Consider the following 24,449-nt stretch of genomic DNA (forward strand, 5'->3'; position numbering starts at 1 on the left):
TCTGCTCTGGACGGGGAGCCCCGGGGGCGGCCGTACCTCTTGGCCGATGCTGCGGCCGCCCCTGGGACCTGGTGCCGGCCTACTGGTCGGCGGTGTCGGTGTAGCGCTTGAGCTGCTGGCGGACGTGCTCGCGGGAGAAGTCGAGGTGTTCCGCGGTCGCGCCCTGGGTGAGGTTCTTCGCCTCGATCTCGGCCTTGACCGCGGCCCAGTAGGTGCGCCGGGCGGTCTCGATGGCCTGGTCCCGGGCCGTGGCGGCCTTGTCGAGGCGGGCCTTGGCGGCGGTGGCCTCGGGGGTGTCGGGTCTGGTGGGGGTCATGGTGATCAGCTCCGTGACGGTTGAGGGACGATGTATCTGCCCCCTGCTCCGGTTGAGAGCGGGTTGGGCTGGCCCGGGGCGGGCGGCGCTTGGTTGGTAGCCGGTGGTGCCGCCCGTCCCGGGGGTCAGAGGGTCTTGGTCTTGGTCTTGCAGGCGTGCGTGAGGGCGACGTCGAGGAGGGGTTCGATCCGGTCGGGGTAGTTGGTGATCTTCATCGAGAGCCCGCACTTGTGGCACTCGAACGTCGCGGTCTTCATCGGGGTGGTCAGGCGGGAGAGCGCCTGGCGGATCATCTCGGCGAGCATGCGGTTCTCCTTCGGTCGGTCAGCCGGCGAGGGTGATGATCCCGGCGAGGACCAGCAGGGCGACGGCACCGGCGGTGATGTCGATGGCGAGCCGGAGCGCGCGGAACTTGCGGGCGGCGATGCGGGAGAGGATCACGATCCGCTCGGCACTGCGGTCGGACGCGATGTCGGCGGCGGCCTGCTCGGGCGTGCAGGTCGCCCAGTGGAGGTAGGAGCCGCTGACGTCGCCGCCGAGGCGGGGGCGGACGATCAGCAGGACCAGGAGCATCGCGGCGGCCAGGGCGGCCGCGCCGATGCCGGCGGCCACGGTGGCGGCGCCCGGGAGGTCGTGGCCGGGGACGAGGGCGATCAGGACGGCGAGGGGGAGGCTGAGGACGGTCAGGAGCGCGGACGCCTTGGCGTCGGTCCTGCCCATCTCGGCGATCACCTCGGTGCGGGCCTGAGCCAGGCGCGCCTCGGTGGGGGCGGCCTGCGATAACTGCCGGGTCTGCTCCATGATTCATCGCCTCCGTTGGTCGGGTGCGGGCCCCTGCCCACACCCCAAGGATGCCAAGTTCGAGTTGGCATGTCAATACGGACTTGGCCAACTCAGAATTGCATTCCGAGGGGCCGCCTGCCCCACGGGAAGGGCAGGCGGCACCCGCGGCTACTCGTCCTCGGGAGCGGCGTGCATGGAGTCGTAGGCCCAGCAGGCCCTCTTCCACAGGTCGCTCGCGTACGCCTCCGGCTCCTGGGCGCACAGGCGGGCGTACAGGTCGGGGAAGTTGCGGCCGGTGCCGTCGCCGTCGGGGTCGTTGTCCATCGCCTCGGCCAGCGCGTACGGGTCCCTCGGGACCTGGGGGCCGAGGTGGTCGAGGTCCGGACGGAAGGCGCCGGTGGTGATGACGGTGCCCTCGACGTGCGTGGTGTGGTGCAGCTGCCTGCGCAGGCCCGCGGCGACCTCCTCGGCGCGGCCCTCGTGCTCGTACGGGCCGATCCGTACCGGGTCCAGGCCGGGGCGGTCGAGGATGACGGCGTGCCCGACGGGGTCGGTGTAGCGGACGGGGCGGCCGAGCTGGTGGGCGTAGGCGATCTCGGCGCGGGTGGAGTCGCCGATGTAGCCGCCGGTGTTGACGACCAGGACCTCGTCGCAGGCCCGGATCTTCCAGCGGTGCAGCGCGTCCAGCGCGAGCTTGAGCTTCGCGGCGGCCGCGGGTTCCGCCCACAGGGGATGGGCCTTCTTCATGTCGATGCCGGGCGCCAGGACTGCCCGGCCGGCGGCCGTCTCACGGAAGTTGGCCTCGGCGAGCTCCTCCCAGAAGGCGGTGGATCCGCAGAGGGTGACGACCTTGGGCCGGTCGGTGGAGGTGTCGGACGGGTTGAGTAGCTGCTCGGAGGTGGCGGGGGCGGCGGCCGCGATGAGGCCGACGGCCTGGAGGTCGCGGTGGTGGTGCTCGGGGTTCATCGGCATTTCTGTTCCTTCGGGATCGGCGGGCGCGGCCGGCGCCGGGCGGATGGGACGCCGGACTCCGTGGTGCGCGCCCGGAGTTCAAGGGGGCGGTCCGGGAGCGGCTGGGGTTCGGTCTGGGCGGCTCGTGCCTGGGCCTGGCGCCAGGCCTTGGCCAGGTGCAGCACGGCCTTCTCGTACGTCGGCGGGTCGGTGGTCTCGGCGTCGTCGGCGGCGGCGAGCGCCTGGACGAGGGCGACGGCTTCGGGGACCGTCAGGTCGTCGAGGACGGCGAGCTCGTCGCCGCGGAACGGGTCGATGCGGAGCCGACCGTACTCATCCTTGATGCGGTCGTGGTCTCGCTGGATCACCCGTCGGCGCACGACGGCGCGGTGGGATTCCGGACTCGGCCGGCTGGGCGTGGGGCGGAGCACGTAGATGGCCGTGGCGAGGAGGCGGGGCGCTGTGCAGACGATGCCGACAAGCACCACGGCGCCTCCGCCCAAGAGCAGGGCCAGCAGCAGGGAGTGGATCCACTGCCGGGCGGTGTCCGCGAAGGTCATCGGCCCGTGGCACGCAGCTCGTGCGGGTGGCACAGGACGGGGCCGATGAAGATGCTGATCTTGTTCACCGTCCACCGCCCTTCGGTGAGCGGGCCGGGCGGGACCTCGTCGACGATCCTGCCCGTCTTGCCCTTGGCCCGGGGGTCGTCCGCGCAGTCGATGATCTCTACCTCGGCACCGGCGTTGAACATGTGCTTCTCCTTCGGTGGTTGGCGTGCTGGGGGTCTGTCTGCGGGGTGGCGGTCGGCGCCGCGATCCGGGGCGGCCGGCCGGGATGGCGGCCGCCCCGGGGCGGGTCAGCCGGACTGGCGGATCGGCATGATCAGGTAGCGCAGCGCGGTGGGGTTCGCTTCGGCGGGGACCAGGAGCGCCGGCTTGACCGGGTTGACGATCTGGAGGCGGATCCGGTCCGTCTTCAGCGCGGTGACGCCGTCGAGGAGGTAGCCCGGGTTGAAGGCGATGGTGACGGCGGCGCCGGTGAGCAGGTCGGTGGCGGCGGTGACCTGGTCGCGGGCGGAGGCGTCGTCGGCGGTGCCGGCGCTCAGGGCCAGGGCGCCGTCGGTGAGGTGGAGCTTGACGGGGTGACCGCGTTCGGCGACGAGGGCCATGCGCTTGACGGCGTCGGCGAGCTCGGCGGCGTCGAGGTCGGCGGTGGCGGTGAAGTCGGTGGGCCACAGGCTCTTGTGGTCGGGGAGCTGGCCGTCCATGGCGCGCAGGGTGAGGGTGCGCGTGCGGCCAGCCAGGCCGAGGACGCCGTGGGAGGCGGGGAGGGTGAGGTGGACCTGGTCGTCGGTGGCGAGGATCTTGGCTGCTTCGGCGAGGGACTTGGCCGGGATGGTGGTCTGGGTGGTGGTGCCGGTGGCCTTGGCGGGGGTCCAGGGGATGGGGCGGAGCGCGAAGCGGTAGCGGTCGGTGGCGGCGAAGGTGATCGTGTCGTCGGTGATCTCGGCCTGGATGCCGGTGAGGATCGGGAGGGCGTCGTCGCGGCCGGCGGCGGTGGCGACCTGGTGGATGGCCTCGGCGAGCGCGGGCCCGGCCACGGTGCCGCTGGCGGCCGCGGGCCGGGGCAGGGTGGGGTACTCCTCCAGCGGGAGGGTGTGCAGGGTGTAGCGGGTGCGGCCGGAGGTCAGGACCAGGCGGGTGCCGTCGAGTTCGAGGTCGACCGGGTGGGTGCCCTTGACCGTGCGGGTGATGTCGGCGAGGAGGCGGCCGGAGACCAAGACGGTGCCGGGGGTGGTGACCTCGGCGTCCACGGTGGCCTGGGCGCTGGTCTCGTAGTCGAAGGCGGCGACGGCCAGGGTGCCGGCGGTGGCCTCCAGCCGGATCGCGGCGAGGACGGGGACGGGGGGCCGGGCGGGCAGGGCCCGGGCGGCGTCGGTGACGGCGGCCGCGAGCGGGGCGAGGTCCGTTCGGATCTTCATCGGTGCTCCCTTCCGAGCGGGCGGGCGGCTTCCGGCCGGGGTCCGGCGTACGCCCGGAGTGCGTGTGAGGTCCGAGTGCCGCCCGTCCGGTACGGGAGAGGCCGTACCGGACGGGCGGGTGAGCAGGGTGGCTGTCAGGCCGCGGCGGCGTCGCGGCGCTCGGCGCGCAGGCGGCGGCGGTCGCTGTAGGTGGTGCCGGCCCAGATCGCGGATCCGGCCCAGGTCGGGTGGTCCAGGGCCCAGGCCAGGCACTGCGCGCGGACGGCCTCGGGGCACTTGCTGAGGCAGGCCTCCTGGCCGTTCCTGCGCTGCTTCGGCGTCCCGGTCCAGTCCTCGGGGTCGGCCCCGGGCGCCTTGCACGGCTCGTCGCCGGTCAGCTGCGGCCAGGGGGCGAGGTCGGTGGCGGTCACTCCCCCACCCCCGTGGTGCCGGCGGCCGGGACGGCGGCGGTGGGCAGCAGGTGCTCGAAGGGCTCCCAGTCCGCGAGCTCGAAGGACATCTCCAGGAGTTCGAAGGGGTACTCGACGCCCTGCGAGTGGTCGTTCTGGGCGATCCACTTCGGCTGGAGGTTGGCGCGGTCGCCGTCGTCGGCGTCGTCGGCGGCCTGGTCGAGGTCGATGTACGCGACGACGACGTGGGTAGCGGTGCGCTCCAGGACGTACAGGCTGCGGACCGGCATCTCGTCGGGGTTGACATCGGGCCGGCGGACCCAGGTCTGACGGGTGGCGGCGATGGCCCAGGCCTCGCTGGCGTCGGCGGCGTCGGTGACCTTGGCGCAGGCCGTCGCGTACCCGGTGCCGGACTCGACGAGTTCGTTGACGCGGGCGGTGATGTGGTCGCTGAGGGCCTGGGTGCCGATCAGCCAGGTCAGGGAGGCAAGGCCGGTCACGACGCCGCTCCCGTCGGGACGAGGGTGTGGGAGATCTTGGTGGGGGCGAGGAGGTGGTGGAGCGCGGAGCCGTGGTGGTGGGAGCCGAAGGTGGCGGGCAGGCCGCAGGTCCAGCAGTCGGCCTCGTCGCCCTGCCAGGAGACGTCGCAGCGGCTGCAGACGAACGCGCGGCCGGCGAGCAGGGGGTTGGCCTTGGCCAGGGACTTCAGGATCCGGCTGGCGGTGCTCAGCCGGCGGGTGGTGGAGGTGTGGTGCTGCTTGTGGCGGGTGGAGTGCATGATGGTGGTCTCTCTCTCGTGTTTGGCGGGTGAGGGGCCCGGGGCGGCCGGCGGTTTCTGAGGCCTTGACGGCCGTCCCGGGGCGGAGCTAAGGGTCGATGCCCTTGTGCGTGGCCTGGTCCCAGCGAAGGTTCCAGCCGGGGCGCAGTCCGCGGGCGGACCAGTCGGTGCGGTGGGCGGCGGCGGGAATGTCGTCGTCGGCCATGGCGTGGAGGAGGGCCGTCTCCCAGGCGCGGCGTGCGGCCTGGCGGGCCTCATGGCCGGTCTCTGCAAGGCCGGTGAAGACATGCACGCCGTACTCGTCGGTGCCGACGCGCTCTATCGGTACGTCGACCTGCCACAGGAACTGGTGCATGGTCAGTCCTCGGCTTCCGCGTCGTATTCGACGAGGAGCCGCAGCACGATGATGCGGATGCTGGTGACGGACTCGTCGTCCGGGCCCGGGCCGAACATCACGAGGTCCTCGTCGGCGTGCTCGTCGCCGTTGTCCGGCACCCACCCGGTGGAGGCTCCTTCCGGGAGGGGGCGCTTCAGCCAGGCCTCGCCCTTGGCGCGCGCCGCCTTCCGGGTGGTGAAGGTGGCGTACGGGATGTTGCCGCGTGTGACGCGGTAGACGAGGAGAGCGGTCGGCCTCTCGCCGGTGAGGCGGGTGATGCCGGGGAAGGCGGCCTCGGCGGCGGCCAGGCGGGCCTCGCTCTCCGCGGCGGTGCCGAGCAGCTGGAGGATGCCGGTGGTGAGCGGCAGCGCGCTGGCGGCGTAGCGGCGCAGGTTGTCGGTGAGGACGGCGTCGAAGTCGGTATCGGAGTGCGGGACGTTGGTGGTCATGGGTTCTCCGTCTCGTGGCGGGCCGGGCTGTTCCGGTCCTCGGCGGTGCCCGGTCTGGTGTGGGCCGGGCACCGCGGGGGGCCGTCAGCGGCCGGCCGTGCTCGGCAGGCGCAGGGCTTCGTCCAGGGCGGTCCAGAGGATGTCGCCGGGTTCGAAGGCGGGGGCGGTGATGGTGACCTGGGCGGCGCGGGCGACGGCGTCGAAGGCGGTGTCGCTGATGAGGCGGCTGGGCCAGGCGTTGCGGAGCTCGGGGAGGGTGGGGGTCCGGCCGTACCAGGTGTAGTCCAGGCCGTTGACGCGGGAGACGAGCAGGCCCAGGTGGTGGTCGTCGCCCTGGAACCGGACGAGCAGGAGCAGGTCGGCCTGCTCAGCGGAGTCGACGAGGCGGGTGAGGATCTCAGTGTCCGCGACGAATCCGGTGACGGCGGCGCGCTGCTCCCACAGGTTGCCGTCATAGTCGGGGGCGTCGTGTCCGGGCTGGAAGGAGTCGGTGAGGAATCCGGCTCGGTTCGCGGCCGCCATCTGCGCACTCAGGGGCTGCATCTCGTCGTCGGGACCATGGTTCGGCATGCGCCCGGGGTGCGAGCGGATGTCGCCTTCGAGCCAGCTGGCGGTCAGTTCGGTCAGGTCGGCGAAGGTGACGGCTGCCCGCCAGCGGCGGCGGTCGGCACGGTTCGCCCATCGGATCGGCATGACGGTTCTCCTGTCGTTTCAGAGCTGGGCGGCCAGGGCCTCGGCCTCGTAGGCCTGGGTCTCGCGCTGCTCGATCAGCAGCTCGTAGGCGGTGAGGGTGTTGGGCTTCATGGGCTGCTGGCCCCAGACGTGCTTGAGGTACTTGAGGTGGAGGTCGCGGGCGGCGCGGTCGCCGAGCTGGTGGGCGTGGACGAGCTCGTGCACGAGGGTCTCGGCGACGTCGCGCTCGCGGCGCATGTTGGGGATCTGGAGGACGATCAGCACGCCGTCGCGGTCGATGGTCGTCTGGCCGAAGGCCCGGCGGGAGTGGCGGTCGGGGCGGCTGACGGCGTTGACCGGCGTGGCGTTGATGCCGGTCAGGAGCCGTGCCTCCGCGGTGTTCACCAGGCGGTCCATCTGGCTGGTGTCCCCGTTGAGGACCAGCCGGACGGCCGGCAGGGAGCCGAACTTGTCGCGGACGAGCTTCTCGGCGTCGGGGGCGATGGCCTTGGCGTACTTGCTGTAGCGGCCGCCTCCGAAGATGAAGCACTCGGTGGAGATGCGCATGCTGCTGCCTTCCGAATGGTGTGCGGACGGAACGGAGTGGGGGTCAGTCGCCGGCGTTCTCGGCGAGGGTGGCCGCGCGGTCGAGGAGGTCGAGGACGGCGCCGACGGTCGGGGCGGCCAGGTTGTTGTGGACGGCGATGTCGAACTGGCGGCCAAGGGCCTGCGGGTCGCGGCCCTCCTGGCGCCATTGCGCCTCCAGGCGGGCGCGGTAGGCGGGCGTCGGCTGGGCGTACGCGGCCGGTTCGGCCATCGCGGAGCGGATGTAGATGTGGGACCGGCTGGTGGTGTCGGCGTCGGCCGGGGCAGCCATGAGGGCGCCGAGGATGCAGTGGCGGCCGGTGGTGTCGCGGAGTTCTCCGCGGCACCAGCCGCCGGTGGCCAGCGCGGCGGCCGCGCGGCGGATGTGCACGCTGGCCCGGGTCGCGGGGCGCTGGTGGCGGCGGGTGATCCGGTCGAGCAGGGAGGGGCGGGCGGCGGCCTGGGCGGCGGCGGTGGCCCGTTCGCTGCGCTCGACCTCGGCGAGGCCGGCGGCCACCAGGGCGGGGATGTCGAACCCGGCCGCGGGCGCGGGCTGCTTGGGGGCCGGGGCGGGCGCGGCGGGCGGGGTGATCTTCTTGAGCCAGGCTTCGACCTCGTCGGCCAGGAGGCGCGTGCTCGCGTCGGGAACCTGGGTGCCGAAGGCGGCGGGTGCTGCAGATGCGGGCATGGCGAAGCCTTCCTGCCTGCTGCGGGACGGTGGGGTTGGGAGCTCCGGGGGCGGTCGGCTGAGTGGTTGGCGACCTGGCGGCCGCCCCGGGAGGTGAGTGGGGTCAGCGGGGGCGGTTCGAAGACTCCTTGTTGACCTTGGACAGCTTCTTCGACAGAGCCGCCTTCTCCTCGTCGGTCATGCGCGGGATGTACATGCAGGGCTCCCTGGGTGTTCGGGCGGGTGGGAGGCTCGGGGGCGGCCGGCTGAGTGGTTGGCGACCTGGCGGTCGGCCCCGAGGTAGTGGGGGTCAGGCTTCGGTGTGCTTGCGGACGTTCTTGTAGATGTTGTCGCGCTCGACGTTCAGCGCGGCGGCGATGTCCTTCTGGGCGCCGCGGCGGCTCTTGCTGAGTTCGCCGATCCGCTGCCAGAACTTCCTCTCTGCCTCGGAGACGGTCTTCGCGGCTTCGGAGACGACGTGGTCGAGTTCGGTCTTGGCCGCCAGCGCTGCGGCCACGATCTCGTCGGTGGTGCTGGCCTGCGTGTCGGGGCGGGGGGGCATTTGGGCTCCTCGCGGTCGTGAGGGACGATGGTTCCGGCCCTCCTGCTCCGGTTGGAGCGGGTTGGGAGACCCGGGGACGGCGGGCTGAGTTTGGCGACCTGGCCGCCGTCCCCGGGGCGCCTCTACTGCAGATCCTCGCGGGCGTCGTCGGCCGGCTCGTCACCGGTCTGGCCGTGCCCGAGCGCCGCGTCGGCCTTGCGCAGGTGGAGGGTGGCCGCGTACAGGCGCTGGGCCTGGTCCTCCTCGCCCTGCTTGGCGAAGGCCACGGCGAGCCTGCGCGTGAGCGCGCCGGTCGTCGCCAGCAGTCCGCTGGTGTTCAGGCTGTGCTGGATCTCCTCCGGGTCGGCGCCGGAGTCGATGTCACCGCGGATCTGGCCGAGCTCCTCCGCCAGGGCGTAGGTGCTGTCACCGTCCCAGCGGTCCGGGTTGATCCAGTCGATGAGCTCGTTGGCGGCGGTGTCGATGACGTAGAGGGCGCCGATGAGGGCGAGCGCGGCGAAAGCGACTCCCGGGGTGCTCAGGTTCGCGAGCGGGCCTTCGTGGTTGACGATCGCGTCAAGGCTGACGGTGGCGGTGCCCGCGGTGATCACGATGCCGTCGTAGCGGATGACGGCGGACAGGGCCTTGACACTGGCGCGTCGGGCGCGGGCGGCCCGGACCGGGCGGTTCTCCAGGGACTTCGGGCGGGCGGTCTCGACGGGGTGGACCAGGACGTGGGTCACGAAGAGCTCCTTCGGGCTGGTGGTGCTGGGCGGTTGGGAGATCCCGGGGCGGCCGGCTGAGTTGGCGACCTGGCGGCCGCCCCGGGAGGAAGTGGTGCGGAGTGGTCAGGCCGGGTCGCGGTCACCGGAGAGGGAGGCGACGGTCCGCAGGTGCTCGCGCTGCGCGTCGATCCGCTTCCGGACCTCGCGGGTGACCGGGCCACCGCGGAATGCCTCGTAGTCGTAGGAGTCGCCGATAACCCACTGGCTGGCGTCGATCCCGGCGGCCTCGTACATCTCGGCGCGGGAGAAGGAGCCGTAGCGGAAGTCGTCGTGCACCGTGACGATGGCCCGGCCGATGTGATCCCAGGTGATCGCGGCGTCGAGCGCCGTCTTCTGGGCGGTGAGCAGCTGGGAGACGGTGGCCCGCCAGTACGTGTCGGGCTTGGTGTCCATGGAGGTGAAGATCTCCTCCATGGCGGCGAGGGCCTGGGCGTAGGCGTCCCACAGGGCTTTGGCGCCGTTGGTGGCCTGCTTGAGGGCGGCGGTGAACGCGGCCTTGTCCCAGAGGAGGATCGCCTCGTCGTACTGGGCGTCGATGAACGCGCGGGACTCGGGCGTGAGGCTCTCGTCCTTCCAGGTGTAGAGCGGCCGCTGGGGCTCCTCCTCGGCGCCGGTGAAGGGCCGGAAGGTGAAGACGAGCCGGTTGAAGCGGTCGGCCGAGGCGCCGGTGAAGTGCGGGTGCTGGTAGGCGCGGGCCTCCGTGACGACCCTGTCGAGGTCTCCGGCGCTGATGGTGGTCATGTTCTCTCCGTCGTGTCGGGCCGGGTGTTCCCGGCCGGGTACGGGCATGGAGGAGCGGGCTTTCTCGCTGGCCCGGGGCCTTGCGATGACTCAAGTATGCATCTCCAGTGAATGCATTTCAAGTGAATGCATTCATGGGTTTATGGAGCTCCCCCGCTGCCCGTCGGCGCCGGCCTTGGCGCCGTCGGGGCGGGGGCTGCCCGCTGCGGACCCTCCGGCGCGGGCACGGGCCGCCTTGCGCTCGGCGGCGGCCAGGGCCGCCGCGGCCGGCCCCTCGCACTCGGTGCACGTGACGTCCAGGCCCGGCGCAACGATCCGCCCCTTGTCCTCGCATACCAGGCACGCCGGCCCCTTGACCGGTGCGGGCATGCCGTACGCGGCGCGGTACTTGGCGACGGAGGGGATCTTCGGCCCCGGGGCCTGCTTGCCCTTCGTCCGTACCGGGGCGGGCGTCTCCTGCGGGATGCCGGCCTGTATGGCCCAGGCGGTGCGGATCAGGGCCGCAACCGGGGAGTAGGCGACGTTGCGGGCTTTCTTCTTCACCTTGCGGACGCGGCGGCGGGCGCGCTTCTTCGCCTCGCGGGCGAGGGTCCTGGTGATGATCCGCGCGGCTTGGGGGATCTCTTCGACCAGGTCGAGGGGCGGGGGCGGCTCCTCGCCGAACCCGGCCTCCAGGATCCAGTACATGTCCCAGTTCGGGGTGGTCCAGCGCATATCGGCCCAGGCGGTGAAGTGGCCGGGGTCGATGAGGTGCTCGGGCCACTCGTGCCGGGCCGGGCAGAGCACCTCGATCACGGGCTGCGCGGCGCGCTCCATGACGAGGGTCAGGCCGGTGTCGGCGCCGCACATCGGGCAGGTGACGGGCAGGGCCTGCCAGACGAGGCGGATGGTGTGGTCGGGGTCGAGCTGAAGGTAGTTGAAGCGGCGCTCGGCGGTGATGCGGTAGTAGCCGGCGTCCGGGTCGTGGATGCGGGTCGGGTCGATCATTACGGACTCCTGGGGATCTTTCGGGCGGGGAACAGCCGGGAACGGGGAGGAACGTGCAGGTCAGGGGGCCGGAACGCGGCGGGAACAGGTTCGGGGAGTGGAACAGTGCCACCGGTCCTGTGCGGTGTTCCGTCCCTGTTCTCGGCCTGTTCCGGCGCGCTGACCTGCGTGTTCCTGGGGTGTTCCTGCGCTCAGAAGGCGCTTGCGTCCTCGCCGGTGATCTTCTTGAGGTGGCGCAGGCAGTAGCCCTTGACCGTGCTCTTCTCGCCCGGGCGCCGGTAGCTGTCGGTCGTCCAGGACTTGCCGCCGGGGGCGAGCACCGCCTTGATCGCAGCCTTCAGCGCGACGACGCGGGCGGCCTCCTGGTCCGCGGTGTCCTCCCCGTCGAACGCCTCCAGGTCCCAGCGGTCGGCGTCGGCCTGGGCGAGGCCGGCCGCGATCTCCTCCAGCTGGAGGCCGCTCGGGTCCCCGGCCGCCCGGAAGACCTCTCGGATGGAGGCGATCAGCTGGGGGACGGCTCCCTGCCCCTGCCCCCCGGCGGCGTACTTCTGGGCGCTCGTCTCCATCAGGCTCCGCAGCGAGATCCGGCTGAGCTTCGCGGACTCGGGATCGATGTCGACCAGCCCGGCCTGGGCCCGGGCCCGGCCGCGGCGCAGCAGCTCGTCGGGGTCGGCGTAGCAGCCGCGGTACGGAATGGGCTCGCAGTAGGCGTTGCCGGCCATCACGTACACCACGGAGGCGTCGTTGAGCTGGTCGCCCATGGCGGGCACCAGCCGGTCGGCGCGCCACCCCTGGGCGAGCATGCCGTCGCCGAGGATCTGGACGACGTCGTCCTTGTCGCAGGCCGCCAGGACCTGGACGGCCAGCTCCACCACCCAGGTGTTGTCCTTGATCTTCTCCTTGGTGACGCCCTGTCCGGCGAGGACCATGGTGTCGTCGCTCTTGGCGCAGGTGATCGCCATCTCGGCGAGCATGCCGTCGAGGTCCCAGGGGACCTGCCGCTTGAGGTCCTCGTCGTAGTAGCCCTTGCGGCTTTCGCGGACCAGCGCGGGGAACTCGTCCACGATGACCTTGATGCCGGGCCGCTTGCGGGAAGTGACCCAGTTCTCGCCCATGCCGAGGCGGTCGAAGAGCGCGGGGCGGCCCTTGCCGATGTCCAGCGCCCACTGGAGCGCGGCCCTGGCCTCCGCCGGGGTGGTGGCCACCACGTGCATGGCGTGCCTGAGTCCGCCGAAGCCGCTGCCGGCGCTGCCCAGGTCGATGCCGATGATGATCTGGTCCTCGGTCGCGGTGAGCACGTCCAGGATGGCCCGCAGGATCGTGGACTTCCCCGACCGGCTCTTGCCGACGATGTTCACGTTGGTGCGGCACATCGGCAGGGCCAGGGGCCGCCCCGCCATGTCGGCTCCGATCAGCGCATTGTGGAGTTCGGCCGTGGAAACGGACTGCGGTTCCCGGACAGGCAGTTCGGGGACGGCCTGCCACGGGTTGGGGCCCGGTACGCGGATCACGCAGTAGTTCCGGGACTGCGCGGACTGCTGCATCAGCACGCTTCCGGTACGTACGCCGGGAAGGCACGCCTCCAGCATGTCCAGCCCGTTGGAAATCTTGTCCGGGGTCATCCGCTCCAGCCAGACGTGGATCTCGAAACCCCACGCGTGGGGGTCGACCCGCAGGGCCGACAGGGTGAGCTTCAGGTCCTCGGTGAGGGCCTGGCGCATCATCTGCTCGAACATCCGCGGCGTCATGCCCACGCTGACCTGCTGCGGGGCGCCGGCCTCGATCCGCTCCAGCCGCTCCAGCTCCTCTTCGCTGACCTCGACGTCGCGGCCCAGCAGGGAGACCCCGGCGAGGTTGAGCACCAGAGCACCGAGGAACCCCCAGACGTCGGCGAAGCCGTAGGCGGCAGCATCGGCCAGGACCAGCGGGCCGTAGGTGACGCCGGCGCGGACCGCGACGGACCGCTTCGCGGTCTTCCTGGCGTTCTGCGCGACGGCCAGCTGCTTGCCGGCCTCCAGCTGGAGCTTGGCCGCCTTGGTCTGCTTCTCCTCGCGCTTGAGGATCGCGAACTGCGCGCGGCGAGCACTGTCGGCGGCGGTCTTGACCGCGGCCAGCGCCAGACGCTCGTCGGCCGCGGCCTTGTGTCCCTCCATGCCGATGACCCAGGCACGCATCCGCCGCTCCCCGCGCAGGGCCCGGGGAACGATTCCGTGCACGGTGAGCTGGCGGGCGACGGCCTTCCGCACGCGGCGGCGTGCCTGCCGGCGCAGGTAGGCGTAGCGGGCCTTGCGGCCGTCCTTGGTGCGCAGCTGCGGGTTGATCCAGGGGCGGTCGCCCTCCGGGTCCTCGCGCAGCTCCCACTCCTGGGGGGTGTAGACGGTGCCCTCCACCGGCCGGCTGTGCTCCGGCGCCGGCTCGTTGTCCGCGTCCTCGTCTTCGTCGTCCGGGAGGTCCGTCGGCTGGGCCGGGATGGCGGCGGGCGCCTCGGGGTCCGTGTGCAGCAGCGCCGTGAAGTCGGAGGCGGGGCCGTCGCCGTAGAGAGCCTCGAAGACAGGCTCCAGGTCCTCGACCAGCCTGATCTTCACCTCTCGGGCCTGAGCTCCCCGCTGCCCGCCGACGACGCCGAGGGCCTGCATCACGTCCATGATCCTGCCCGCCCCGTACTCGCTGATGAGCAGCTTCTGCTGAAGCATGTCCAAGGAGCCGAACTGGGTGGTCACGAGCAGCTCGGCGGCGTCCCAGAGCAGCTTGCGGTCGAGGGCATCCGTCCCGACTTTCGCGGTGGTGTCGATCTCGGTCATGCTGTTCACGCCTCCTGTGCTGGGGGTGAGCGCGGGGCGGGGAAGCCGGCCGTCGCTTTGGTCGGTTGAGACCGGCAGGCCCCGCCCCGCGCTCTGAGGGAAGGTGTTCGGGTCAGGCGGCGTTCGCGCCGCCGGGGCAGTCGTTGCAGACCCCGTAGCGCTTGGGGATCTCGTAGTCCTTCTCGGAGTTGCACTCGGGGCAGACCCTGCGGGCCGCCACCGCCTTGCGGATCGAGACCCATCGCGCCTCCGTCATCGGCCGCTTCGGCTTGGCCAGCGCGACCAGGTAGAGGGCGGCGAACATCGGGGATCCCTGGCGGGTCCACCCAAGCTGGCCGGCCACGGGCTGGCCTCCGGGGCGCAGCCCGCGGACCCGCAGCTGTCGGTAGGTGGCCATGACGTCGGGGTCAGGGCCGAGCTTCCAGGGCCAGGTCGGGAGGCCGAACTGCTCGCCCTCCGGGTCGTCGTAGCGGGCACTGGACCGGGGCATCACTGGCTCCTGTGGTCGGCCGTCGTGTTGCTGAAGGCCCTCTTGGCCGCGGCGCGGCGTTCGTAGACCCAGGACTTGCCCGGCTCGATGGCCTTGTCGCCGTGGATGTCCGTACGGCGCCGCATCGTCTCCGCCGTGATGCCCTTTGCGGTGGGGATCCGGCCGTCGCGGATCTCGCTGCGGATCCACTCCTCGACCGCGGCGTTCTCGTTCGCGTCGTAGCTCTTCGCGGTTTCCGCGGCAGCTCGCCGAGCGGCTGGCGAGAGCTTCCGCAGCGGGGCCGTCACCGACTTCCGCTTCGCGCTCGCGGCTGCGGCTTCACGCTTCCGCGCGGGTGCCTTCTCGGGTGCGCGCGCGGGCGGGGGGACGGACGGGTTGACCTGCGAAGATCCATTCCGCCGGAAAGCGTTCGCCGGGCCCTCTACGAGTCCGTCACGGGTTCCGGCGAAGACCCGCGTGGGGAGGATCGCAGGCTCTTCCGCGACCGGCTTCACGGACTCGTCAGGGACGTTCTCGGCCGCCACTGCGGACACCTTCGCGGAAGCGGTAAGGCGCATGCGGCGTGCGTCCGCGAGGTCCTCCAGGACCTCCGCCAGACGGCCTTCCGCGTCCACCCGCAGCCCGAGCATGTCGGCCGACAGGTGCCGCAGCAGTTCCTCCGGCAGCGAGTCCTCGCCGGTGCCCTCGTGTACGGCGAAGGCGGCGTGCCAGGCCTCGTCCTCCGAGAGCCGTTCGTGTCCTGCGATCGCCCGCAGCCGCTTCGCGGTGGCCCACACCGCCGGCAGCAGCGCTTGGCGCTCCTCCCGGGTCGTCTTCACGTCCTTGCGCCGGACCCGGTCGGCCTTCATCTGCGCCCGGAACTCCTCGTGCCGGCCGAGCTGGACCAGCTGCCAGACGGCGATCGGGATGATCGAGGAAGCGGCGAGGACCGCACCCAGGATGGTCCCGTACTTCTCGCCGCCGACCTGGTGGCCGTGGAGCCAGTTGATCCAGGCGGCCAGGCTCGCGAAGGAGTAGATCGCGATCCGGTACGGCCAGGGTGAGCGGCCCTGCTTCATGGCCTTGGCCTCGCCGGCCGTGGCCGCCCAGGCGGAGCACTCCAGCATCACCGGCAGCAGGGCGACCAGCAGGTAGGCGGTCCACCCCATCTCGACGAGGATGCCCGTGCCGGTCAGCGAGGCGGCCTGCGAAATGAGGGCCGGCACGATGCTGCAGGCCATGACGGCCAGCGCGGCGGCCAGGTCGAGGTGTTCGGCCAGCCACGCCGGGGCGGCGTTCAGCCGGGCGGCGAGCTGCTCGCGGGCCTCCTTGCGGCGCCGGGCCTTCTCGCGCCGCTTCTCCTTGTCGGCCGTCGCCCTTGCGGCCCGGTCGGCCTTCTCCTTCGCGAGCTTGGCGGCGGCCTCGGCCTCCTTGGCCTTGAGGCTGCGCTCGGCCTCGCGGTCCTTGACCTCCTGCTCTGCGGCGCCGCGCGCCATCTCCTGCTCGAAGGCCTGCTGCTGCGCCCGGAGGCCCAGGTCGGCGCGCAGTTCCTCGTTCCGGCGGTTCTGCTCGGCCTCGGCCGCGTTGTCCTCGCGGCGGGCGGTGCGGAAGTCGGTGAGGCTCACGGGGTACCTCCGGCGGTCGGGGTGGCCGCGTGCGGGGCGTAGCGGTACAGGGCGGCGACGAGGGCGATGACCAGGCAGACTCCGATGCGCTCGGCGACGCCGGGGGTGAGGCCGAGGAGCCAGGCACCGCCGGCCACGGCCAAGGGCAGCTGGATCGCGCCGAGTTCGGCGAGGAGCCGGGTCACGCGGGCGCGGATCTCGACGATGGGCGTGTGACCACGGCTGTCGAGGTAGGCGAGGGCAGCGACCGGGAGCGCGAGCAGTACGCGCTGCCACCAGGTCGCCTCCAGGCCCAGGAGCCAGCCGGCGCCGAAGAGGATGAAGGCGGTGATGGACCACGTCGTCACCAGGGCCTGGACCTTCAAAGGCAGGCCGCGCGGGGTGCTGGTGCTCATGCGACCTGCACCTCCCGCCCTGTGAAGACGAGCGCCGGCACCGACTTGCCCTTCCGGACGGAGGCCACGAGCGCGATGGTGACCGGGAAGGGGATGGAGGCGGAGCGGTTCGGCTGGGGGTCCGCGGGGACCGGGCCGAAGACGCGGTCGGTCTGCTTCGCCTCGGGCTCGCCCGTCAGCCGGCGGATCAGCCCGGCGACGCGGGTGGCGGTCTTCGGGTCGCGCTCGGCGATGCCGAGGATCACGTCGGCCTGGAACTCCAGGCGCGCCGCCTGCTGGTCGGCCGACTCATTCAGCGGGGCCAGCCAGTCGACCGGCCTCACGCCGGTCATCAGCTGCAGCTGGCGCAGGATCTCGACCTCTTCCAGACCCTGCGGGCGGGTCGTGCGGCTGCTGGCTGCGAAGATGGTGTTCACGGGTCGTTCTCCTCAGATGTGGACGGCCTGTGCGACGGCTCCCGGGGCGCAATCCCGGGGGCCGTTTTTGGCATGGCGGTGCCTATGCCGCTCTGCTCCGGCCCTATCGGACCTCGCTAGCGACGTGACAAGGAAAACGTGACCTCGCTATAGATGTCAACACCTCACTAGCGATGTATGCTCGTGTCGTACAGGGCAGCCGTGCCGAACTGCGGCATGCTTCGGCATAGGATCGCTAGCGAGGTAGGAGAGGGGATGACTGGCGGAATGACTAAGCAACCGAAGTTCCTGGAAATCGCTGATGCTCTGCGAGAGGCGATTCGTCTGGGCGAGTACGAACCGGGTGACCGGCTCCCCGGCGAGAATCCCCTCGCCGTCCGGTACGGAGTCGCCGCGATGACCGCACGTCAGGCCCTGAATGAGCTGAAGAAGGACGGCACTGTCGAGTCGAGGAGGGGAGCCGGGTTCTTCGTCCTGCCGCCTTTCACTCCCATCCGCCGCCGCGGGATCGCCCGTGTGGCACGGGACCTGTGGAGCGCGGGCAAGTCGATCTTCTCCGCCGACGACTCCCGGCCCCTCACCACCGACAACCACGTCCTGGGCGCAGTGACACCTTCCGCGGAGATCGCCGAGGTCTTGCAACTCGGCGCCGGCGAGCGAGCCTTCGCCCGGTCTCGCCGACATGTCGTGGAAGGCCGGCCCGTCCTGCTGTCGACGTCGTACCTGCCGGACGAGCTGGTGGCCGGAACCGCGATCACTCATACGGACACCGGCCCCGGCGGCACGTTTGCCCGGCTCGCCGAGCTCGACGCCGAGCCGACCCGCTGCCGCGAGGAGTTGCGGGTACGCAAGCCCTCACCAGATGAATGCGCCAGCCTGAACATCGCAGCCGACACACCGGTGATCGAGATCTGCCGAACAGCGTTCACCGCAGACGGCCGGGCAGTCGAAGTCAACGAAATGACCCTCGACTCGCGCGCTTACATCCTTGAGTACGAGTTCGACCTGTGAGCCGGCATCGGCGCGGCTGTCCCCAGATGAATGAGACCCAACCGGAGAATCCCGCTATGCATCAGCACTCCTAGCAAGACCAACGGCCGCCCCTGGTAGCACAGGGACGGCCGTCGAAAGCGACTCCCCAGCCGGCAAGCACACGGAGTCGTGGTCAGCGCGGTGACCGCGCTGGGTGCCTGGACCACCAGGGCCCATCGATCACCTACCCAACAGCATAGACAACGACCCCCGGGCCCGCCCAGACAGGCTTGCCCAGTGGCCTGAGTCACACAGTTGATCAGCTGATCCACGGCTCCCTGAACAAGGGACCGTATGTGTCACACCTGAACAAGGCCGCCACGGCGGCTGTACCCCGCACCTCTCAGCGACCCTCCCGCCCGTTCGCTCCCGTTCCGGCGCACCCTGGCTTGCCCAGTGCTGGCCTGCCCACGCAGCGCGGGAATGGGCAAGCCCGCCACCTGGGCCTTCCGAGCAGCGGGCAAGCCTTCGGGCAAGCCCGCATGTGGAGAGTTCACGGCACAACATCCACTAGGAGGTGTGCCGTGCACGTACCTGTGCACCCCGGGTCCGCAGCGATCCGTCCCACCGCCCTCATCCCGGGAGGGGCGGTATGGGCCACGATCTGATCCCCCGGGTCGTCAGCGCGGCCGCCATCGACTGGATCAAGTTCGACGCTCTGCTCGCACGCGACGGCAGCGTCGAACCTGTGGACAAGGCGCTCTACGCGGCCATCGCCTCCTTCGCCGACCAGGGAACCCGTGAGACCGTCGACGGTCCGGACGCCGACGACATCCCGACGCGCAAGGTGCTCGCCCGTTGCATCGGGCGCTCGGTCGACACCGTCGACCGGTCCACGAAGCGGCTGGAGGACAAGGGGCTGCTTGAGGTAGAGCGGCGCCCGGACCCCAGCAACCCTCGCGTGAACATCCCCAGCCTGTACCGGCTGCTCGACCACGAGCGGTGGGACGAGCGCGCCGCCGCCCGGGCCGAGAAGCGGCAGGCCGAGCGGGAAGCGAGAGCTGCCCGAAAGGCGAAGCAGCACGCCAGCAACCCCAAGGGGGGTGGCCGCATGGGTGCGGCTACCCCTGAGGAGGGGGTGGCCGCACCGGTGCGGCCAGGGTGGCCGCATGGATGCGGCCAGGGTGGCCGCACCGGTGCGGCGGTTCCTTCTTCTCTTAAAGAATCTCTCTCTCAAGAGGGGGGTGCGCTCGATGCGGCACCCGTTGAGGGTGGTGCTGTCGTGACGGAGAGAGAGACTTTGGCTGCGCCGGAAAACCACGGGGTGGTTCCCGCCCAGCGGACGGCAGCCGAGGAGGCGGATCAGGTCGTGTCTGCCTACAGGCAGGCGCTCCGCAGGCCGATCACCAGTAAGGCCCTCGGTACGATCCGCTCCGCAGCCGCCGAGCTGCTGACCGACGGCTTTCCTGCCTGGTGGCTGTGCGACCGGGTCCAGGAGATGGCTCCGCGCGGGTGGACCGACCTGCACAAGCATGCCGATCGCTCCACCGCGCCGACCGAGCGGAGTGCCGCTGCTGTCGAGTGGTGCGGGGACTGCGGCCAGCATGACCGCAAGCGCTACAACGATCAGTACGAATATGTGGACTGCTGGACTTGCAGCCCGATCGCCCTTGCCGGAGTGGGCCAGTGAAGGAACTCGAACTCCCTGAGCAGCGGGGCGGCCTTGAAGGTGCCGCCCCGCCGCACGACCTCGACGCCGAGATGGCGGTCCTCGGCGCGATGCTGATGTCCCGGGAAGCCATTGCCGAGGCCGTCGAAGTCCTGAAGCCGGAGCACTTCTACAAGCCGGCCCACGCAACGATCTTCGAGGCCACGGTCGGGATGTACCTGAAAGGAGAGGCCGCCGACCCCATCACGCTCTCTGCCCTGCTCACTCAGCGGGGCGAGAGCGCCCGGGTCGGCGGCAGCGCCTACCTGTTCACCTTGACCGGCTTCATGTTCGGAGTTGGCTCCGTCAGGTTCTACGCGGAGATCGTTCGCGAGACGTGGTCGGTACGGCAGGTCATCGTCGCCACCCGTACCACCCTGAACACCGCTCTGCGCGGCGAAGGAACGGCCAGCGAGCTCATCGCCGCGCAGCAGCTGGCCCTGCTCTCGGCAGTCGACGAGGATGAGGACGACGGCCTGGGCCTGCTCGGTCCAGCGCTGGAGGACTTCCACGACGACTACGAGGAGCGGGCGGCCAACGCTGGCAAGCTCAGCGGGATCAGCACCGGCTTCACCGACCTCGATGCGCTGACAGGTGGTCTTCAGCCCGGGCAGCTGGTTGTTGTTGCCGGCCGCCCGGCGATGGGCAAGTCGACCCTCGCTCAGGACTTTGTGCGGGCCTGCTCCCTGAGGGACCGACAGCCTTCCGTGTTCTTCTCCCTGGAGATGGGCCGGCGCGAGATCACCCGCCGAGTGATCTCGGCCCAGGCCATGGTTCCGCTGCACCACATCAATCACGCGATCCTGCCGGACGAGCTGCGCGCCAAGGTCGACCGAACGACGACGGAGCTGATGGATGCTCCCCTGTGGATCGACGACTCCGCCAACTTGAACCTGATCACCATCACGGCCAAGGCCCGAAAGCTCCGAGAGCGCCAGGGACTCAAGCTCATGGTCATCGATTACCTGCAGCTGATGCAGTCCGGCGCCGGGCGGCGTCCGGAAAGCCGTCAGCAGGAGGTCTCCGACATCTCCAGGGCCCTGAAGATGCTCGCCAAGGAGCTGCAGATCCCCGTGGTCGCCCTGTCCCAGCTCAACCGCGGATCCGAGCACCGGACGGACAAGAAGCCGGTTGTCTCCGACCTGCGGGAGTCCGGCGCGATCGAGCAGGACGCGGACATGGTCATCCTCCTGCACCGCGAGGACGCCTATGAGAAGGAATCGCCACGCGCGGGCGAAGCCGACCTCATCGTTGCAAAACACCGAAACGGCCCGACCGCCACGATTACGACCGCGTTCCAGGGCCACTATTCGCGCTTCGTCGACATGGCCAGCACCTGAGGGGGACCACGACATGAACAGCAAGGAATTCTCCACCGGCCTCGGCGAGCTGCGGGCCGTACGCGACGAACTCAAGCCCCTGGAGCGCGAGCTGACGCAGCTCCAGGCCAGGATCGGCAAGCTGCACGACAGCCGCGCCGAGAAGATCCGGCAGCTCGGCGAATACGCGAAGGCCACGTCGGACCGGATCGCGACGGCCGCCGGCCTTTCCGTGATCGACATCGTGGCCCTAGTGCCCTCTCTGGCCCCTCAGAGCGCCTCTGAGGCGCCCGCGGGGCCGCCCGCGACCGAATCCGTCACCGTTGATCAGCTGGCCGCTCAGGCGCCCGCTGAGCCGATCAAGAAAATGGTCGCGCCGCCGTCGGCGGATGAAGCCCGGCCCGCCGAGCCGGCCGGTGCTGTCGCCCGCCTCGGCGCCGCGTCCACCGACGCCGACACCGGCCGGGAGGAACCGGCCGGGTCCAACCAGGTCGAAGCCGCACCGGCCCCCGCTGCCACCGGGTCGGGAGAGGCCGAGCGCGTCCTGCCCTCGATTCCCGAGGGTGACGACGGAGACAGCTGGTTCCGCGCCGAGCCCGGTCTCGCGTCGAAGCGGCCGAACTTCAAGCAGGCCGCGCGCGCGATGGCCTTCCTCGACGCTGCGACCGGCGTCCTGGTGTGGCAGGGCGGCACGGTCCGCCTGGACCTCGGCCAGGCCTCGGTGGCGGAGGTCCTCACCGCCGTGTACGCGGAGGCCCCGGCCACCGTCGAGCGGATCTACGTCACCGCGGGCGACCCGTGGCACCAGGGCAGCGAGCGGCACGAGTTCCTGAAGGACGCCGTCGCAGCCTGGCTGAACGGCCCGCTTCCGGAGGGCTGGACGGTGGAGTCTTCCCGCGGGAAGGACCGCCAGGCCGGCCACCTGGTCCACCCCCGCAACCCGGTCGGACGGTGGCAGCGCGGCGACCAGCACACCGAGATCCGCAGCGTCGGCGAGTGGTTCGACCCCGAGGGCGCCGACCCGGCGACGGTGCGCGCCGCGTTCGTCGAGCTGTGGAAGGCGCTGCGGCCGCACTTCGAGGACGTCGTCCTCATGGGCTCGCCGTCGCAGACCGGCCGGGACCTGTGGTCGAGGACCATCCCGACCAAGGCCGGCGCGAAGTGGGCGGACGGCTTCCCGGTCATGTCGCAGGAGATCCGTGGTCTGCTCCACGCCACCGCCGGTCAGGGCCGCACCGAGCTGTTCACGCCGCCGCGCGTGCCGGAGCGGGTGCCCGGCTGGTACGAGGTCGACCGCACCTTCGCCTACGCCAAGCACACCTGGGCGTCCGGTGTCGGCGTGCCGAGGAGGATCACCGCTGCGGCCTTCGCGGCGATGACCGAGAAGGAGCAGACGAACGCGTTGTTCGCGCCGTCGCACTGGCAGGTGCGGGTGACGATCCCGCAGGGGTGGAGCCACGTTGGGCTGCTCCCGGCGCCGGCGCCGGGTGAGCGGTCCTGGCACTACCCGTACGAGGGCGGCCGTACCTTCGTCACCTGGGCGGGAGGCGCCGAGGTCAATCTCGCGCTGCGCAACCCGATCGCGCCGTGGCGGATCGAGATCCTCGACGGCCTGCTGTGGGAGTCCGGTGACCCGCTCAAGAGCTGGAGCACCAAGCTGCAGAAGGCCTGGCGTTCCTTGCGGGCCATCGCCGAGATGCACGGCGACGAGCAGCAGAAGCAGGCCTGTCGCCTGGCCTCTCGCGCGGTGCGCAGCATCCTGCTGTACGGGATCGGCACGTTCGCGCAGCGCCCGCGGATCACGACCGGCTCCCTGGAGCTGGGCGCCGGAGGCGCGGTGCCGGACCTGCCGGACGGTGCGCGATTGACCGGCATCACGGACACCCACGTCACCTGGGAGCGCAACCAGGGGTTCGCGCGGGATCAGTACGCGCACCCGGAGTGGGCGGCGGGGGTGTGGTCGGCGGCCCGGGCGGCGCTGCTTTCGGTGAGCACCAGCTCGAAGGACCCGTCGACCGGGAAGCCGGTGAAGGCCGGTGCGCTGCACCTTCCGGCCGGGAGCATCCTGGCGTTCCGGACCGACGCGATCTACACCTCGGCGCCGGTCGACTGGGAGTACGGCGGGGAACCGGGCGACTACCTGCTCAAGGGCCGCATGCCCTGGGAGCAGACCACCCCGCGCACGGACGAGGAGTTCTACTACCTGCAAGGCCTGGGCCGCCAGGCGCTGGAAGCGGAGGGCATGTGAGCAGCGCCGACGTTGTCTGGGGCGGCCAGTGGGAGCACCCGGCCTGTGGCGCCTCGGGCGAGGCCATGTGGGACGACGAGGACACCGTCCACTCCGAGCACGACTGCGGCCGGGACGGCGCGGTCACCTGGAGCGCGGAGTGGCGGTGCCACGGCTGCGGTGACGAAGGCGACGACCAGTTCGAGGACGACAGCCCGGTGTACGCCGACCACGAGTGTGAAGACGAGGACGAGGAGGTGGCAGCGTGACACCGCGCAGGAGGAAGCCGGCGGGCGGCCGGGGCGCGCAGCGCAACGAGGCCGCCCGGCTCACCGACGAGCTGGCGCGAGCCGGGTTCAGCCGGAAGCAGGTCGGCGAGATCCTCGGCCGCAACCCGTCCCTGGTCAGCCAGTTCTTCACCAAGAACAAGGGCGCGTCGATGGTGGAGGCGCTGCGGGCCGTGGTCCAGGAGGTGCAGGCCGGCGGCCCGCGGGATCTCGCGAGCCTCAAGGCGCTGGCCGCCGGGCACGTCCAGCCGCGGCTGAACCGTGAGGGCTACAAGGCCCGTGTGCGCGGGAAGGCCCGGGTGCGGGCGGAGCGGACGGTCAAGGACGCCAAGGGCAAGCCGGTCATCGGCGCCGACGGGAAGCCGCTCAGGGCCTGGTCGTCGTCCCTGGCCAAGGCCGGCAAGCAGCACATCTCCTCCGGAGCGGGTCGGCTGCGGCCCGTGGTCGACGACGCAGCCGCCAACGGCGGGAAGATCGCCTTCACCGTCCGGGCCCGCAAGGGCTCCTTCAAGCACGACGCCGGCCGCAGGGCCGACTCCCCCGGCGTCCGCCGCAACGTCGTCCAGCGCCGCGATGGGACCGAGGAGCGGGCCTACGCCGACAACCGCGGCGGCCCGGGCTCGGGCGAGGAAGGGTTCGACGGCGCCGAGTTCAAGGCCCTGGTCGACGCCGCCGGCGGGGACGTCGCGGCCGCCGTGCAGAAGTGGCTCGTCGACAACGACCGCATCGAGCCCGGTACGCCGATCGTCGGGCTGGAGATCCGGGCCTGGAAGCCCTAACTAGGGTGGCCGCATGGTGAAGTGGCGGGACGGGAGCGGGCAGTTGCGGAGCGGTCCGGTGGAGGTGGAGCTGGAAGTGGCCGCCTCCTACCGGGCCCGGACGCGGGGGCTGCTCGGGCGGGACGGGATCGCGGGGGCCCTGCTGCTCACTCCGGCCGGCAGCGTGCACACCTTCCGCATGCGGTTCGCCATCGACGTCGCCTTCCTGGACCGGCATCACCGCGTCATCGCGATGACCACTATGCCTCCCAACCGCCTGGGCCTCCCGCGATTCCGCTCCGGCCACGTCCTGGAGGCCGAGGCCGGCGCCATGGCCGCCTGGGGCCTGCACGTCGGGAGCGTGGTGGAGCTGCAGCAGGGTCCTGCGCAGGTGGACACCCCCTAGCCAGGTGTGGAGATGTGGCGGCCCGGGGCGGTTGCCCGGGGTCATCCACCCGCAAATATGCATTC

The 24,449-nt window shown here is 71.2% G+C and carries 31 protein-coding genes; 7 read left to right on the forward strand and 24 right to left on the reverse strand.

Annotated elements, in window-relative coordinates; all coding sequences use genetic code 11:
* Window positions 1-79 precede the first annotated feature (79 nt).
* The 24 genes from ACGFQ9_RS34625 to ACGFQ9_RS34740 form a co-directional block, all read right to left on the reverse strand.
* A complete protein-coding gene (locus ACGFQ9_RS34625) occupies window positions 80-316 on the reverse strand; it encodes a hypothetical protein (protein ID WP_393579478.1) in 237 nt (78 codons plus the stop codon).
* 125 nt (window positions 317-441) lie between these two features.
* Window positions 442-621, reverse strand: a complete 180-nt coding sequence (locus ACGFQ9_RS34630; protein WP_393579480.1) for a hypothetical protein — start codon at window positions 619-621, stop codon at window positions 442-444.
* Window positions 622-640: 19 nt separating this feature from the next.
* Window positions 641-1,117, reverse strand: coding sequence for a Pycsar system effector family protein (locus ACGFQ9_RS34635; RefSeq protein WP_393579482.1), 477 nt, complete (start codon window positions 1,115-1,117; stop codon window positions 641-643).
* A gap of 150 nt (window positions 1,118-1,267) precedes the next feature.
* Entirely contained in the window at window positions 1,268-2,071 is an 804-nt protein-coding gene (locus ACGFQ9_RS34640) for a hypothetical protein (protein WP_393579483.1), read from the reverse strand.
* A complete protein-coding gene (locus ACGFQ9_RS34645; RefSeq protein WP_393579485.1) occupies window positions 2,062-2,610 on the reverse strand; it encodes a hypothetical protein in 549 nt (182 codons plus the stop codon). Before ACGFQ9_RS34645 ends, ACGFQ9_RS34640 begins: the two co-directional genes overlap by 10 nt.
* Entirely contained in the window at window positions 2,607-2,801 is a 195-nt protein-coding gene (locus tag ACGFQ9_RS34650; protein WP_393579487.1) for a hypothetical protein, read from the reverse strand. Before ACGFQ9_RS34650 ends, ACGFQ9_RS34645 begins: the two co-directional genes overlap by 4 nt.
* Window positions 2,802-2,906: 105 nt before the next feature.
* The gene (dnaN, locus tag ACGFQ9_RS34655; RefSeq protein WP_393579488.1) at window positions 2,907-4,031 is read right to left on the reverse strand and encodes a DNA polymerase III subunit beta; all 1,125 of its coding nucleotides are present in this window, start codon (window positions 4,029-4,031) and stop codon (window positions 2,907-2,909) included.
* A gap of 134 nt (window positions 4,032-4,165) precedes the next feature.
* The gene (locus ACGFQ9_RS34660; RefSeq protein ID WP_393579490.1) at window positions 4,166-4,441 is read right to left on the reverse strand and encodes a WhiB family transcriptional regulator; all 276 of its coding nucleotides are present in this window, start codon (window positions 4,439-4,441) and stop codon (window positions 4,166-4,168) included.
* Entirely contained in the window at window positions 4,438-4,920 is a 483-nt protein-coding gene (locus tag ACGFQ9_RS34665; RefSeq protein ID WP_393579491.1) for a hypothetical protein, read from the reverse strand. The genes ACGFQ9_RS34660 and ACGFQ9_RS34665 overlap by 4 nt, the downstream gene beginning before the upstream one ends.
* Entirely contained in the window at window positions 4,917-5,198 is a 282-nt protein-coding gene (locus tag ACGFQ9_RS34670) for a hypothetical protein (RefSeq protein ID WP_393579493.1), read from the reverse strand. Before ACGFQ9_RS34670 ends, ACGFQ9_RS34665 begins: the two co-directional genes overlap by 4 nt.
* 88 nt (window positions 5,199-5,286) lie before the next feature.
* Window positions 5,287-5,553, reverse strand: a complete 267-nt coding sequence (locus ACGFQ9_RS34675) for a hypothetical protein (RefSeq protein WP_393579494.1) — start codon at window positions 5,551-5,553, stop codon at window positions 5,287-5,289.
* A gap of 2 nt (window positions 5,554-5,555) precedes the next feature.
* Window positions 5,556-6,023 (reverse strand): hypothetical protein, encoded by a 468-nt coding sequence (locus ACGFQ9_RS34680; RefSeq protein WP_393579496.1) that lies wholly within the window; start codon window positions 6,021-6,023, stop codon window positions 5,556-5,558.
* 84 nt (window positions 6,024-6,107) lie between these two features.
* Window positions 6,108-6,716 carry a DUF6919 domain-containing protein gene (locus ACGFQ9_RS34685; protein WP_393579498.1) on the reverse strand — a complete coding sequence of 203 codons (609 nt, stop codon included), beginning with the start codon at window positions 6,714-6,716 and terminating at the stop codon, window positions 6,108-6,110.
* An 18-nt stretch (window positions 6,717-6,734) separates the two neighbouring features.
* Window positions 6,735-7,262, reverse strand: a complete 528-nt coding sequence (locus ACGFQ9_RS34690; protein WP_393579499.1) for a hypothetical protein — start codon at window positions 7,260-7,262, stop codon at window positions 6,735-6,737.
* 43 nt (window positions 7,263-7,305) lie between these two features.
* Window positions 7,306-7,968, reverse strand: a complete 663-nt coding sequence (locus tag ACGFQ9_RS34695) for a hypothetical protein (RefSeq protein ID WP_393579501.1) — start codon at window positions 7,966-7,968, stop codon at window positions 7,306-7,308.
* 289 nt (window positions 7,969-8,257) lie between these two features.
* Window positions 8,258-8,509: a hypothetical protein gene (locus ACGFQ9_RS34700; RefSeq protein WP_393579502.1), complete on the reverse strand. Its 252-nt coding sequence runs from the start codon at window positions 8,507-8,509 to the stop codon at window positions 8,258-8,260.
* A 122-nt stretch (window positions 8,510-8,631) separates the two neighbouring features.
* On the reverse strand, window positions 8,632-9,231 hold the full coding sequence (locus ACGFQ9_RS34705; protein ID WP_393579504.1) for a hypothetical protein: 600 nt from the start codon (window positions 9,229-9,231) through the stop codon (window positions 8,632-8,634).
* 105 nt (window positions 9,232-9,336) lie between these two features.
* The gene (locus ACGFQ9_RS34710) at window positions 9,337-10,014 is read right to left on the reverse strand and encodes a hypothetical protein (protein WP_393579505.1); all 678 of its coding nucleotides are present in this window, start codon (window positions 10,012-10,014) and stop codon (window positions 9,337-9,339) included.
* Between the two features lie 132 nt (window positions 10,015-10,146).
* Complete coding sequence (locus ACGFQ9_RS34715) at window positions 10,147-11,001, reverse strand: hypothetical protein (RefSeq protein ID WP_393579507.1); 855 nt, start codon at window positions 10,999-11,001, stop codon at window positions 10,147-10,149.
* Between the two features lie 191 nt (window positions 11,002-11,192).
* Window positions 11,193-13,802, reverse strand: a complete 2,610-nt coding sequence (locus ACGFQ9_RS34720; protein WP_393579508.1) for a DNA translocase FtsK — start codon at window positions 13,800-13,802, stop codon at window positions 11,193-11,195.
* 112 nt (window positions 13,803-13,914) lie between these two features.
* Window positions 13,915-14,292, reverse strand: a complete 378-nt coding sequence (locus ACGFQ9_RS34725) for an RRQRL motif-containing zinc-binding protein (protein ID WP_393579509.1) — start codon at window positions 14,290-14,292, stop codon at window positions 13,915-13,917.
* Complete coding sequence (locus ACGFQ9_RS34730; protein WP_393579511.1) at window positions 14,292-15,896, reverse strand: hypothetical protein; 1,605 nt, start codon at window positions 15,894-15,896, stop codon at window positions 14,292-14,294. Before ACGFQ9_RS34730 ends, ACGFQ9_RS34725 begins: the two co-directional genes overlap by 1 nt.
* Entirely contained in the window at window positions 15,893-16,291 is a 399-nt protein-coding gene (locus tag ACGFQ9_RS34735; RefSeq protein ID WP_393579512.1) for a hypothetical protein, read from the reverse strand. The genes ACGFQ9_RS34730 and ACGFQ9_RS34735 overlap by 4 nt, the downstream gene beginning before the upstream one ends.
* Window positions 16,288-16,707: a hypothetical protein gene (locus ACGFQ9_RS34740; protein WP_393579514.1), complete on the reverse strand. Its 420-nt coding sequence runs from the start codon at window positions 16,705-16,707 to the stop codon at window positions 16,288-16,290. Before ACGFQ9_RS34740 ends, ACGFQ9_RS34735 begins: the two co-directional genes overlap by 4 nt.
* 267 nt (window positions 16,708-16,974) lie before the next feature.
* On the opposite strand from ACGFQ9_RS34740, the gene ACGFQ9_RS34745 reads away from it, so the two are divergent.
* The 7 genes from ACGFQ9_RS34745 (at window position 16,975) to ACGFQ9_RS34775 (ending at window position 24,384) form a co-directional block, all read left to right on the forward strand.
* A complete protein-coding gene (locus ACGFQ9_RS34745) occupies window positions 16,975-17,718 on the forward strand; it encodes a GntR family transcriptional regulator (protein WP_393579515.1) in 744 nt (247 codons plus the stop codon).
* A gap of 613 nt (window positions 17,719-18,331) precedes the next feature.
* Window positions 18,332-19,369 carry a hypothetical protein gene (locus ACGFQ9_RS34750; protein ID WP_393579517.1) on the forward strand — a complete coding sequence of 346 codons (1,038 nt, stop codon included), beginning with the start codon at window positions 18,332-18,334 and terminating at the stop codon, window positions 19,367-19,369.
* The gene (dnaB, locus tag ACGFQ9_RS34755; protein WP_393579519.1) at window positions 19,366-20,727 is read left to right on the forward strand and encodes a replicative DNA helicase; all 1,362 of its coding nucleotides are present in this window, start codon (window positions 19,366-19,368) and stop codon (window positions 20,725-20,727) included. Before ACGFQ9_RS34750 ends, dnaB begins: the two co-directional genes overlap by 4 nt.
* A gap of 13 nt (window positions 20,728-20,740) precedes the next feature.
* Window positions 20,741-22,954, forward strand: coding sequence for a Mucin-19 (locus ACGFQ9_RS34760; RefSeq protein ID WP_393579520.1), 2,214 nt, complete (start codon window positions 20,741-20,743; stop codon window positions 22,952-22,954).
* Window positions 22,951-23,202, forward strand: a complete 252-nt coding sequence (locus ACGFQ9_RS34765; protein WP_393579522.1) for a hypothetical protein — start codon at window positions 22,951-22,953, stop codon at window positions 23,200-23,202. Before ACGFQ9_RS34760 ends, ACGFQ9_RS34765 begins: the two co-directional genes overlap by 4 nt.
* Window positions 23,199-23,999 (forward strand): hypothetical protein, encoded by an 801-nt coding sequence (locus ACGFQ9_RS34770; protein WP_393579524.1) that lies wholly within the window; start codon window positions 23,199-23,201, stop codon window positions 23,997-23,999. The genes ACGFQ9_RS34765 and ACGFQ9_RS34770 overlap by 4 nt, the downstream gene beginning before the upstream one ends.
* Before the next feature lie 13 nt (window positions 24,000-24,012).
* Entirely contained in the window at window positions 24,013-24,384 is a 372-nt protein-coding gene (locus tag ACGFQ9_RS34775; protein ID WP_393579526.1) for a DUF192 domain-containing protein, read from the forward strand.
* Window positions 24,385-24,449 lie beyond the last annotated feature (65 nt).

The organism is Streptomyces sp. NPDC048603, assembly GCF_043199475.1.
Lineage (GTDB): Bacteria > Actinomycetota > Actinomycetes > Streptomycetales > Streptomycetaceae > Streptomyces.